Origin of the sequence: Psychromonas marina (assembly GCF_030161115.1) — a bacterium.
GTDB lineage: Bacteria > Pseudomonadota > Gammaproteobacteria > Enterobacterales > Psychromonadaceae > Psychromonas > Psychromonas marina.
On record NZ_BSPQ01000021.1, the window covers coordinates 108,316 to 119,780 of the forward strand.

At 37.4% G+C, this 11,465-nt stretch carries 11 protein-coding genes and 3 pseudogenes; 5 read left to right on the forward strand and 9 right to left on the reverse strand.

Features of this window, described 5'->3' with window-relative positions:
- Positions 1-18: 18 nt before the first annotated feature.
- The 4 genes from QQK09_RS17745 to QQK09_RS17760 are packed head-to-tail and all read left to right on the forward strand — an operon-like array spanning position 19 to position 5,179.
- A complete protein-coding gene (locus QQK09_RS17745) occupies positions 19-519 on the forward strand; it encodes a chemotaxis protein CheW (protein ID WP_284205516.1) in 501 nt (166 codons plus the stop codon).
- Positions 520-531: 12 nt separating this feature from the next.
- Positions 532-3,318 (forward strand): methyl-accepting chemotaxis protein, encoded by a 2,787-nt coding sequence (locus QQK09_RS17750; RefSeq protein ID WP_284205517.1) that lies wholly within the window; start codon positions 532-534, stop codon positions 3,316-3,318.
- Complete coding sequence (locus tag QQK09_RS17755; protein ID WP_284205518.1) at positions 3,318-4,145, forward strand: CheR family methyltransferase; 828 nt, start codon at positions 3,318-3,320, stop codon at positions 4,143-4,145. The genes QQK09_RS17750 and QQK09_RS17755 overlap by 1 nt, the downstream gene beginning before the upstream one ends.
- 2 nt (positions 4,146-4,147) lie before the next feature.
- On the forward strand, positions 4,148-5,179 hold the full coding sequence (locus tag QQK09_RS17760) for a protein-glutamate methylesterase/protein-glutamine glutaminase (protein WP_284205519.1): 1,032 nt from the start codon (positions 4,148-4,150) through the stop codon (positions 5,177-5,179).
- 54 nt (positions 5,180-5,233) lie between these two features.
- Here QQK09_RS17760 and QQK09_RS17765 read toward each other — a convergent pair whose 3' ends face one another.
- From QQK09_RS17765 to QQK09_RS17785, 5 genes and pseudogenes are all read right to left on the reverse strand, one after another.
- Complete coding sequence (locus QQK09_RS17765; RefSeq protein ID WP_284205520.1) at positions 5,234-5,683, reverse strand: GNAT family N-acetyltransferase; 450 nt, start codon at positions 5,681-5,683, stop codon at positions 5,234-5,236.
- Between the two features lie 211 nt (positions 5,684-5,894).
- Positions 5,895-6,146 (reverse strand): TIGR03643 family protein, encoded by a 252-nt coding sequence (locus QQK09_RS17770; protein WP_284205521.1) that lies wholly within the window; start codon positions 6,144-6,146, stop codon positions 5,895-5,897.
- A gap of 94 nt (positions 6,147-6,240) precedes the next feature.
- A complete protein-coding gene (locus QQK09_RS17775; protein WP_284205522.1) occupies positions 6,241-6,747 on the reverse strand; it encodes a GNAT family N-acetyltransferase in 507 nt (168 codons plus the stop codon).
- 116 nt (positions 6,748-6,863) lie between these two features.
- Positions 6,864-7,178, reverse strand: a complete 315-nt coding sequence (locus tag QQK09_RS17780; protein ID WP_284205523.1) for a helix-turn-helix domain-containing protein — start codon at positions 7,176-7,178, stop codon at positions 6,864-6,866.
- Positions 7,165-7,434, reverse strand: a pseudogene (locus tag QQK09_RS17785) (type II toxin-antitoxin system RelE/ParE family toxin); the annotation flags it as partial. The pseudogene QQK09_RS17785 and the gene QQK09_RS17780, both read right to left, overlap by 14 nt.
- Positions 7,435-7,736: 302 nt before the next feature.
- Here QQK09_RS17785 and QQK09_RS17790 point away from each other — a divergent pair.
- Positions 7,737-7,967: pseudogene (locus QQK09_RS17790) on the forward strand (integrase core domain-containing protein); the annotation flags it as partial.
- A gap of 9 nt (positions 7,968-7,976) precedes the next feature.
- Here QQK09_RS17790 and QQK09_RS19425 read toward each other — a convergent pair.
- From QQK09_RS19425 to QQK09_RS17805, 4 genes and pseudogenes are all read right to left on the reverse strand, one after another.
- Positions 7,977-8,264, reverse strand: a pseudogene (locus QQK09_RS19425) (transposase); the annotation flags it as partial.
- 549 nt (positions 8,265-8,813) lie between these two features.
- Positions 8,814-9,527, reverse strand: coding sequence for a hypothetical protein (locus tag QQK09_RS17795; RefSeq protein WP_284205526.1), 714 nt, complete (start codon positions 9,525-9,527; stop codon positions 8,814-8,816).
- A gap of 10 nt (positions 9,528-9,537) precedes the next feature.
- Positions 9,538-9,900, reverse strand: a complete 363-nt coding sequence (locus QQK09_RS17800; protein WP_284205527.1) for a hypothetical protein — start codon at positions 9,898-9,900, stop codon at positions 9,538-9,540.
- A gap of 537 nt (positions 9,901-10,437) precedes the next feature.
- Entirely contained in the window at positions 10,438-10,908 is a 471-nt protein-coding gene (locus QQK09_RS17805) for a DUF3592 domain-containing protein (protein ID WP_284205528.1), read from the reverse strand.
- Between the last annotated feature and the right edge of the window lie 557 nt (positions 10,909-11,465).

Consider the following 11,465-nt stretch of genomic DNA (forward strand, 5'->3'; position numbering starts at 1 on the left):
TAAGAATAAGGGAAAAATGTGAATAATAACAATCAAAGCCAAACCAAAGAATATCTCACCTTTTGGTTAGGTAAAGAGTATTACGCTATCGACATTTTAACCGTACAAGAGATTCGAACTTATGATCAAGTGACTACCGTCGTAAATATGCCTTCGTTTATCAAAGGCGTCATGAATTTGCGTGGAGTGGTGATCCCGATTGTAGATATGCGTATTAAATTTAACCTAACGCATATTACCTACAATGAAACGACGGTAGTGATCATTTTGAACATTGATGATCGTATCGTAGGTATTGTCGTGGATACTGTTGCTGATGTGATTTTACTGCAAGAACAACAGATCCAACCTCCCCCAAATTTTGCCAGTGCACTTGATACCAAATTTATCAAAGGACTGGCTGCACAAGACCAAGATATGCTTGTACTAATCAATATTAAAAAGTTAATGAATAGCAAAGAGATGGCATTGTTTGAACAGATTAGCGCCGACGGTACAACGCAACAAACAGAAGTATAAAAGGAACTTATAATGAGCAATGATAATAAAGAGTATCTTTTAAATGAAAATGATTTACTTGTTTCATCGACTGACTTAGAAGGCAATATAACCTTTGCGGATGATGACTTTATTCGTATCAGTGGTTACGCTGAAGAAGAACTGATTGGTAATCCACATAATATTGTTCGTCACCCCGATATGCCCAAAGAGGCCTTTGCCGATCTGTGGCAAAGTATCACGGAAGAAAAATGTTGGTCTGGTATTATCAAAAACAGGCAAAAAAATGGCGGCTATTATTGGGTAAAAGCAGATGTGATACCACTTTACAAAGAAGGCGTACATATCGGTTTTATGTCCGTACGCTCTGCACCTAATAAAGTCGATTTAGAACGAGTAAAAAACCTATACCTAAAATTTAAATCGGGAGACCAAGGTAAGCTTATCTTCAAAAATGGTCGAATAATTAAAAAAGCAGCTCCCACCTTTGCCTCTCTTTTCACCATAAAACAACGCCTACTGGGATTAGTGATTTTTGCCACTATTTCAATATTAGCGGTACTTGGCATGGGGGTATACAGTACTTATACCGAAAAAGAATCTGTCCAACATATCTATCACGCCAATATAAAAGTATATGGTCAATTGAAAGAGATAAGTAGTCTCTGGCAAGAAAACCGATACTTATTAAACACTCCCCTACTCACTGATAATTATCAAGAAAACTTAAATGTCAGCCAAAAACTTAAACAAAACAGCCTTGGTTTAGAGCTGCTTATTTCACAATTAATGAATACTAATCAGCAATATGTTGATGCTGCCGGTGTTGAGCTATATGAACGAGTGGCGGCTGAAAATAATTTATTAGCAACGACATCGATACAACCGATTTATAATAATCTGATCAGTAATAATCAAACATCAATGGAGCGAGAACAATTAACGGCACTCATAGAGAATACGATTACTGAAATAGAAACCTACCGAGCCGAAATACAAACGCACATCAACAGTATCGAAGAAGAAACCGAAGCAATATATCAATTTAGCCTAGAGGCCTTCCTTAATGAAGTGATCATCTCAGTCGCATTGACAATAATGTGCGTTATCACCCTACTAATCATCACTTTCTTTTTTAATCGTGATATTCAATTCCGATTACAAGCAATCAAACATTACTTTAATAAATTGGTCATTCAAGATTACCTGTTTGAAGTGAAGGTGGATAACCATGATGAAGTCGATCAAGTACTGCAATCATTAAAAATAATGAAAGTACAGTTAGCTTTTAACATGGAGAAAATGAAACAAAAAGCGATCACCGCAACACGTATTAAAATAGCCCTCGATAATGTCAGTACAAATGTACTGATTGCCGATAATGATAGAAATATCATTTATGCAAACCCAGCTGTTATTAAGATGTTTAAAAACTCCGAACAGCAATTAAAAGCGGTACTGCCTAACTTCAATGCCGACCATATAGTCGGATCTAATATTGACCAATTTCATGAGAAACCATCACACCAAGCCCAATTGTTACAGACATTTACTTCAGAGCACCGTGCACAAGTGGAAGTTAATGGCTGTATATTCCAAATAATCACTAACCCTGTGATTGACGACGAGGAACAACGTATCGGTAGTGTTGCCGAATGGTCAGATCGCACATTAGAGATCGCCATTGAAAGAGACATTGAAAGTGTCATCCAGGCTGCTGTCAAAGGAGATTTTACGCAGAGAATGGATCTCGATGGTAAAAATGCCTTTTTTACCACACTCTGTGAAAGTATTAATCGCTTACTCGAAATAAGCGAAGTAAGTTTAGCTGATATAGTTCGAGTCTTATCTTCACTTGCTCAGGGTGATCTGACTGCAAAAATAGAGGCCGACTATTCTGGCGCCTTTGGTGAATTAAAAGAAAGCTCCAACTTGACTGTATCTAAACTAAAAGAGATGATTTTACAAATTAAAATATCAGCCGATACGATTAACACCGCAGCAAAAGAGTTCGCCAGTGGTAATGTAGATTTATCACAACGTACCGAAAAACAAGCATCAAGCCTTGAAGTAACAGCATCGAGCATGGAAGAACTAACCGTCACCGTTAAACAAAACTCTGAACATGCCAAACAAGCGAACCATTTAGCCAAAGAGACCTCTACCAATGCACTTGAAGGCGGTGATATAGTCAAAAAAGTCGTTGATAATATGAGTGAAATTAATACCAGCTCGCAGAAAATAATGAATATTATTTCAGTGATCGACAGTATTGCCTTTCAAACAAATATACTCGCGCTTAATGCCGCTGTAGAAGCCGCAAGAGCCGGCGAACAAGGTAGAGGTTTTGCCGTAGTGGCCACAGAGGTACGAAACCTAGCACAACGCTCAGCGACGGCAGCAAAAGAGGTTAAAGCACTCATCAGTTCGTCAGTACAAAAAATTGAAACCGGTACAACACTTGCCGATCAAGCAGGAAAATCTATCACTGATGTGGTTATCTCGATACAAGAGGTCGCGAAACTGATTGAAGGTATTACGATAGCATCAGTGGAACAAAGTGTCGGTATCGATCAAGTGAGCCGTGCTATTTTGCAAATTGATGATGTGACACAACAAAATTCAGCATTGGTGGAAGAAGGCTCGGCAGCAGCAAGTTCATTAGAAGAGCAAGTAGCGAATTTAGCTATTTATGTGGCGGCATTCGATACAGGTGAAGGAGCATTTCACCATGAGATGAAGCGAGTCAGCAGTACGAAACATAAACATAGCCCACACTTAGGCGATATCGATGATGATAACGATTGGTCAGAATTCTGATGAATACATTTGATGAAACCTTCGAACTGACACAAAATGACTTTCAAGCGATTGCTTTTTTGCTTTATAACAACGTCGGAATATCTCTATCCGAAAGCAAAAAACACCTCGTATACAATCGCTTAATTCACCGGATAAGATCAAAAAAGTTATCAAGTTTCAAACAATATATCCATTTATTAGATGATAAGAATGCACCGGAATGGAATTATTTTCTTAACGCATTAACCACCAACCTGACCTCTTTTTATCGAGAGCCTTATCATTTTGAATTATTGGCAGAGTATGCCAGTAAGCACCTGATCCATAAAAGCCAAACACAGCCAATCAAAGTTTGGTGTTCAGCCTGCTCAACTGGAGAAGAGGCCTATAGTATTGCAATGACTTTAATCGATACTTTTGGTTGCATTGACCCGCCCGTAAAAATATTAGCCACAGATTTAAATACTGATGTTTTACAACGTGCTAAAAAAGGGATTTACAGTGTTAAAGAGTTAGAAAATTTAACAGACCAACAGAAAAAGAAATTTTTTAATTGCGATAGTAAAAAACAATACTTTCAAGTAAAAAAAGAAGTGAAAGCATTGATCAGTTTTAAAAGATTAAACTTAATTAGCAAACAATGGCCAATGGCGAAACAATTCGATGTGATATTTTGCAGAAATGTCATGATCTATTTTGATAAACAAACGCAGCAACAATTACTACGAAAACTAGCCCATTATCTACCAATAGATGCACGACTCTTTATTGGCCACTCAGAAAGTATCTCAACCACACAAACAGCATTTAAATTGATGGGTCAAACCATGTATAAGAGGGTGTAGATATGACCATTAACGTGTTAATCACTGATACCTCTGCTGATGTTTGCAAAGAGCTTGAACGCATTATTAGCCAACAAAATGATATGCAAGTGATCGGTATTGCCAATGATGCTTTTCAAGCAAGAAAAATGATAAAAACATTACAGCCCGATGTGTTAACCCTCTCTATCGAGTTCCCAAGAATGAATGGGTTACATTTTCTAGATAAGCTAATGAGCCTTCGTCCAATGCCCGTTGTCATTATATCGAAATTAGCAGAAGAAAAATCGCTCATTACCGAACAAGCATTAAAAATAGGCGCAACAGCCTGTATCTATAAACCCCAAATAGAGCATTTCGACTATATCGCGTTAGAGGTTGTAAAACAGATTCGAGAAGCTACACAGATATATGAAAAAAGAGTTTTAAATCAACTCCATGAAAATAAAAAAGAAAAGCTAGACCAAGGTAAATACCTGATTGCCATTGGCGCATCAACTGGTGGTACTGAAGCAATAACAAAGATATTAACTGAAATGCCAGCAAGTTGCCCAGGCATTGTCATTGCACAACATATGCCGAAGGGTTTTACCGCTTCTTTTGCAACACGCCTTACAGGTCTTTGTAATATTGACGTTTGTGAAGCCAAACATAACCAGCTAATAAGACCCGGTCACGCGTATATTGCGCCTGGAGATTTCCACCTATTAGTTCAAAAGCGTGCGGGGTGTTATTACACGATACTCTGCGATAAAGACCCCGTTAATTTACATAAGCCATCTATCGACGTATTGTTTACATCCGTAGCAGATAATATTAAGACATGCGCAATAGGCATTATATTAACGGGTATGGGTAAAGATGGCGCTCAAGGATTGTTAAAGATGCATCACTCAGGAGCTGAAACATTCGCTCAGAATGAAGCGAGCTGTGTCGTTTATGGTATGCCCAAAGAAGCAAAAAGAATCGGAGCAGTGAAACATCAACTTCCGTTAGAGAATATTGCCAATGCGATACTAAATTATGTTAAAGGTCCTAGCCCCCAAAAAAAATAAAGTGGCTACATTAAAACGGTAACCACATTTCTAGCTATAAAACATACTGATTTTTTATAACGTTAAAAAGTAGTTATAAAAACCAACCTCTTTTTCATAACCCAGAGACTCATAAAGTGCCTGAGCATTTACATTGTCTTCTGCTGTCTCAAGTGCAATACCTTTTGCATTACTTTCAATGGCAAATAACTTAGCTGTATCCATCAACTTTTTCCCTACGCCTAATCGCCTAGCAGAAGGTGTAACATAGAGATCATTTAAGACCCAACTCGACGCCGCGGAAAGTGAAGAAAACGTAGGGTACAATTGTGTAAAACCTAGTGCATTATCGTTTTCATCATAAGCATAAAATATCACAGAGTCTTTATTCTTTAAGCGCTCAGCAATAAAACTAACCGCTAACTCTAAATCGTCATCTTGTTTGTAAAAAACACGGTAATCATTAAATAACTCACTAACTTCATTAAGGTTTTCTGATGTTGCTCGTTTTATATTAATATACATTTTTGTCTCCAGAAGGTAACGCTAACTAAAAGTTTACGATACATAGTAAAGCACAAAAGTGTACCGACTCATATTGTGTGATTAAAAATTATTGAATTACTTGGAATATTTAATTACGTCTTATGAAACACCGTCAATTTCAATAAATACAGCGGAGTCCATCACTAATTGAAATTAGTTATATTATTTCTCAGCTGCGTTTTAATTCCGTTTAGCGATGCTTGTACTGAGTTGGGCAATAACCTCTCGATACATCAGAGTGACGAAGTTTAAGATGCTTTGTTGATCGTCCGGAAACTCGGGAACGCCAAAGTTTAAAACTGCCAAACTTTAGACGACTGCGCATGAAGCGAATGACTTCAGACTCATTCAAACCAAATTGTATCTCAATCACCTCAAATGAAGTTCTATCTTCCCACGCCATTTCAATAATACGGGATTCACTTTCTTTGCATAATTTCATTGAATTCTCTTTGACTATAAACATAGTAAGCATACGTTTATACTACATTTTCAGATCAAATAATCGGCACTTTAAACGTCATTCCAACGCCTTGTTAGTCCTGCGATAAGAATGACTCATGATATACAACAGTGCCTTTCGGGTAAGAACCTTTAAGTAGTGCGACTTGAAAATATTCTGGAGGAACATCAGGAAGTACTAGGCCATCTATTGATGCAAAGCCAAATCGACGATAATAATTAGGATCACCAAGTATTACACAGCCATTAGCATTAAGGTTTTTTAATTCGATAAGAGCTGCATGCATTAGCTTAGAGCCAATTCCTTTATTTTGTTCAGTTGGGACTACAGAAATGGGCCCCAAACCATACCAATCAGTTGAACCGTTCGAGATAGTAACAGGCGACAATGCGACATGCCCGACTATTTTAGATGAGTCTTCAGCAACAATTGAAACAGACAGCATTCCCGAATCTCTCAATGCATCCACAATAAATTGTTCCGTGTGATCTGTATGCGGAGCATCAAGAAATGCTGAGATTGTAGTTTTATGAATTTCTTGAATATCACTAGTTTTTTCTAGTCGAATAATAATAGACATTTAAACATCTCCAAATAGGGCTAACGACGCACTAAGCCGACAAAAATAGTTGGTTATAATGTGTAGTGTAGCGAAGTGAAACGTAACCAACTCTTTTTTTGTTCCGTTTAAGTGCCTTATAGCTCTGCAATGTGCGTGAGAGTTTCTGGGTGACGCTGTACTAATTTCAAAAGCGTAACTGCTTGCCCATTAGGAGCGCTGCGTCCTTGTTCCCAATTCTCTAACGTACGGGAAGATGTATGAAGTAAACTAGCAAATACACCACGAGACATATTAAACCTCTCTCGAATATGTACTATTTCATTAGGCGAAATATCAAGTTCATTAACATTGTTTACATGATGTGTTTTAAGAGTAAGTTTACCCTCAGAATGCTCTTTTGCTTCAACAAGAGCTGAACTTAATTCTGTAAATAAATCACGATTGCTCATTACGCCATACCTCCATAAAAGACTTTAACTGTTTCTTTTGATCTGCGGTTAAATCCGACATTTCACTCTTTCCATAAATAGTTAGTAAATAGCAACGTCGTTTTTCAGAAAGAAAGTAATAAATTACACGTGAACCTCCACGCTTTCCTTTACCCTTACTTGCAACTCGAACCTTCCGCAAACCACCGGTACCTTGAATTACATCACCCTTCTTCGGGTTTAACATTAACTCAGCTTGAAACTGTCTAAATTCTTCATCACTGAGGTGATCATTTCGGTATTTCTAAAATATTGTTGATTCTACAAATATACATTTCATAAGGGAAATATACGCAAGTAGCGTATAGATAACAAGGTGGATATGATTTGAGCTATAACGAGGCTGTAGAATTTCTCGTTTCAACCTGATTATATTAAATAAAAACCACAATAATTCACATTCAATTGTGATTCAATACAATCTTATGATTTAAATAACTGACTGATTAAATTGAGAAATATGTCGATGAATTAGCTTAATTAGCCTGGGTTATGGGGTGTTAGGGCTTTGCCCTTGACTCAATGAGCAGTGTTAGAGCTTGTTTAGATAACGCAGTTGTAGAACGATTTTTTGGTAGTTTAAAGAATGAATGGTTATTAAATGTTGTTCACTTAGCACGTGATGCAATGATGATGGATACTGAAGAATATATCCGTTATTACAACCACGAACGGCTTCATACAACACTCGGCGACTTAACGCCGATTAACTATGAAAATTTACAAAGTCAGGTGTCCGGTTGGGCTTGACCAGAATACTTTCAGGTATCCTGCAAAACGGACATATTGCCTACCCGCTGTTTCAATTTGTTTTACACTCAACCATAATTCTTTACCTGCTGGACAACGGCACGTCAGCGAATTTTTATTAAAGTAAAAATCCTTACTGCTAAAGAGTCTCACTCTACCTTTACTACGTTTTAATCGCCGTTTTTCCTGCTCACTATGATAGGTCTTACTTGTCTGAAAGAGTGGATTACGACTTCTAAATGCGGTGTCTGCTATATAAGTATCTAACCCTGTTGTTGCCATGAACTCAAGGCTCACTTAATAACTATTAGATCACAGCAGAACAGTGCATGCAAGTACGTTTTTCATACAACACAGGTTAAATGAAAAAGAACGTAAAAACGTTCTTTTGGGAGAAATTCTACAGCCTCAACGCCTCGTTAAGCGGATAAAAATGGTTGGCTATAATCGCGAAGCGAAGTCCAGCACGAAGTGCAAAGGTGCTGCGCCTTGTTATGTGCCTGTTAGCCATTAGTTTTGCCTACTTTTTTTATAATTTCTATGATGATTGCAATACAGATTAATATCACCCCTATAATTAAAGAAAAAGCACAAATTGGTAGAAATAGGCTTTCATGAAGATGTTTGTTTTCATCGATATATTGATAATGTGTATTTTCTACAATTAGGCTAATAACCCCGATTAGTATAAAAACATCCCTGAAATTCCTAATTTCGCTTTCAAATTATACTCATCCTTTTTGATAAATAACGCCTCAATAATGGGCCGCAACGCAGACGCAAAGCGCCGGAGTGGCGGTCCACCCGTGAGGCGTCATTGATTGACTTGTTATGAAAAATACGGAATTAGGGGCAGATAACGTTCCATCTCTGATCAGTGCTACTAGCATGGATACACTCACTCTTAGAAGTTCCGCAGTAGTGTTCCCAATGATTAATCGTATCTGAATGATAGAACTTATGACAAGTATATATGTCGACGCCTGGTTCATAACCGGCTTTAGCATAAGTTGCGATGCAATCTGGGTCGGTGTCACAACTATTGAAGCATGCTTTGTTAGTAAGTTCATCTATGGTCGAGATGATAGATTTATGTGCAATAAAGCCACCTTCCAACACCCATTTATAATCGTTGCCTTCTGGCTTGATGCTTAGTATGCCGTTGTAAGGTGAGTTGTTACAACTGGCTACGCCGCCAGTACCATCGTCAAAAAATGAAATTCCGCTCTCCAATTCAGTAAGTGTACCAGTAGGAATATTGTGAGTAGCTGAAGGACACCCTGAAGGATATTGACCGAGATTTGCAAATGCTTCACAAAAATCCTGATGATTAAATACTACATCGGGGTTTTGAGCTGGGGCTAATTTCGCGGAACAATCAACCGTGTTCCATAATCCGTCACCACTTACATCTTCATTAGCGTCATTGATACCATCCTCATTTAAGTCCCAGCAATTAATGCCGCCAATACCAATATTCCCATCGTCCCCTTCAAGTGGGCAGCCAGTTAGTAGCATGAATAGAGCGCCGGTTAAAAGTAATCTTATTGTATTCATCATAAGTCCTTCCTTAGTTAATGTTTATAGATATTATATCTTCATGTTCTAATAAATTTCGTAATTCAAATAGTTCTTTTAAGAATGACGATCGTATAATTCCATAATCTTGATATTTTTCTAATGTTTGCTTCTTACTCCTAATATTTGGAAGAGAGCTAAAATCATACTCTTTAGCAATAGTTTTGATTCTACTATTCACAGCTCTTTTTAACGATGTAATACAATCAATTATTTCAAACTCATTGGGATTACCATCCAGACGGCTCTTTGCATGACGCCAAATCTCATGGCCCCGATTGAACTTATCGAAGTCAACACCTGTTGCCTCATGCTCTCCATACGGCCAATCTAAAAATTCAATACTTAGATACATGTAACCTCTCGAATGCCTAACGCCCACATTAAGCGGACTAAAATAGGGCGACATTTTTGCGCCCTTTGTTTTTTGCAAAAATGCCGAACTGTTTTAGTTCCGACTTAAATTTCTTGTTATAAGGTCAGCCGATTAAACACACAATTTGTAACCACAAATCGATGAAACCGCCCTTTCAATTTAAGATAAATTCTCAACGAAACGTATTGACGAACGAAGTTGAAAACACATTTTAAATCGAAACCAAATATTGGTTTTGAACACCCAAACACGCTACCGCACTTGAAGTGAATTTCACAGCAAGTGACGACGTTTAGGCTTTGCAAAAGAGCCTATATTATACGAAATTCACAATAAATTTAGTGATACAAACATCCCCAAAATACTACTGGTTGAGGATTCACAAAACTAAATTCATAAGCCTAAATGAACAACCTTATAACGCCCTTGTTAACTTGCAAAATGCAGTGGGCTAAAATTTAGCGGAGCTAAATAGCCCGCTGTTTTTTGTCCAGTTGAACAGCTTGTTATGTTGAATTAGCTGGCATTGTTAAATATATAAATTAAATAAGCACAGAGATTAATAGAAAGTAGCGGTGCTATTAAATATCCTTTCGCTGTTATTAGTAATGTTCGTAATTGATTGGGTCTTTTATCTACCCATGAATACTCCGGGTTGGAAGGGGAGTAATACACTTTGACCGCTTTTCCTCTCGGATATTTTTTTACTAAACTTTCTGCTCTAACGAAATACTTTCGAGGGATAGTATTATTAAAGTTTTGATCTCCTACTGAATAAGAGTAGCTAATTAAACATCCATTAGATTCCATATCTACATTTGACCAGCGCCCATATTCAGACCAAGTAATTACTCCATTGACACTAAATTCGCCTGAAGCACCCTTCCTAATAATTGATAGTTTTTTTAATGAAAAAGGAATAAAGATTAATAAGCCAATGACATTAATTACAATTCCGACTGTACTAGATAAATAATTTTCCATCATAATTAAACTTCCCTAAATAACCGTCCATTTGTAATTTAGTGTAAGCCGAGCAAACTATTCGTAAGCAACATAACGCCCACATTAAGCGGACAAAAAATGTTTGCCAAACTTGTTGAGGAACGAAACATGGCAAACTGTTTTTGTTCCGACTTAAATTGCTTGTTATAAAGTCAACGCTTGAACCCTACAATGGAAAAGTAACATTACGATATAACTGCCCTTTTAAATTTAAGATTAATTTTCAGCAAAGCGCGTTGACGAACGAAGTTAAAAAGCAATTTTAAATCGCTTGCTGAAAGTCGGTTTTGGGATCTCAAACAGGCTACCGCACTTGAAGTGAAAAGCACAGCAAGTGACGACGCTTAGGCTTTGAAAAACCAGCCAATTTGAACAATCTTGAAACAAAGTTAGTGATGCCAACTTCGCCAAAAACTTTGCTGATTTTTGGACTTACAAAACCAACCTCAACACACTAAATGAACACTTTATAGACATAATGACTCCCACTAAGGTGCTAGCCTCTACCGTGGGTTAGTTTTTCAACCAGAGCCATAATA

Bases quoted from the DNA above. Each gene is read 5' to 3' on its own strand.
- QQK09_RS17805 (WP_284205528.1), bottom strand. From the start codon at position 10,908: ATGATGGAAAATTATTTATCTAGTACAGTCGGAATTGTAATTAATGTC.
- QQK09_RS17800 (WP_284205527.1), bottom strand. From the start codon at position 9,900: ATGTATCTAAGTATTGAATTTTTAGATTGGCCGTATGGAGAGCATGAG.
- QQK09_RS17755 (WP_284205518.1), top strand. From the start codon at position 3,318: ATGAATACATTTGATGAAACCTTCGAACTGACACAAAATGACTTTCAA.
- QQK09_RS17795 (WP_284205526.1), bottom strand. From the start codon at position 9,527: ATGATGAATACAATAAGATTACTTTTAACCGGCGCTCTATTCATGCTA.
- QQK09_RS17750 (WP_284205517.1), top strand. From the start codon at position 532: ATGAGCAATGATAATAAAGAGTATCTTTTAAATGAAAATGATTTACTT.
- QQK09_RS17770 (WP_284205521.1), bottom strand. From the start codon at position 6,146: ATGAAATTATGCAAAGAAAGTGAATCCCGTATTATTGAAATGGCGTGG.
- QQK09_RS17775 (WP_284205522.1), bottom strand. From the start codon at position 6,747: ATGTCTATTATTATTCGACTAGAAAAAACTAGTGATATTCAAGAAATT.
- QQK09_RS17765 (WP_284205520.1), bottom strand. From the start codon at position 5,683: ATGTATATTAATATAAAACGAGCAACATCAGAAAACCTTAATGAAGTT.
- QQK09_RS17760 (WP_284205519.1), top strand. From the start codon at position 4,148: ATGACCATTAACGTGTTAATCACTGATACCTCTGCTGATGTTTGCAAA.
- QQK09_RS17780 (WP_284205523.1), bottom strand. From the start codon at position 7,178: ATGAGCAATCGTGATTTATTTACAGAATTAAGTTCAGCTCTTGTTGAA.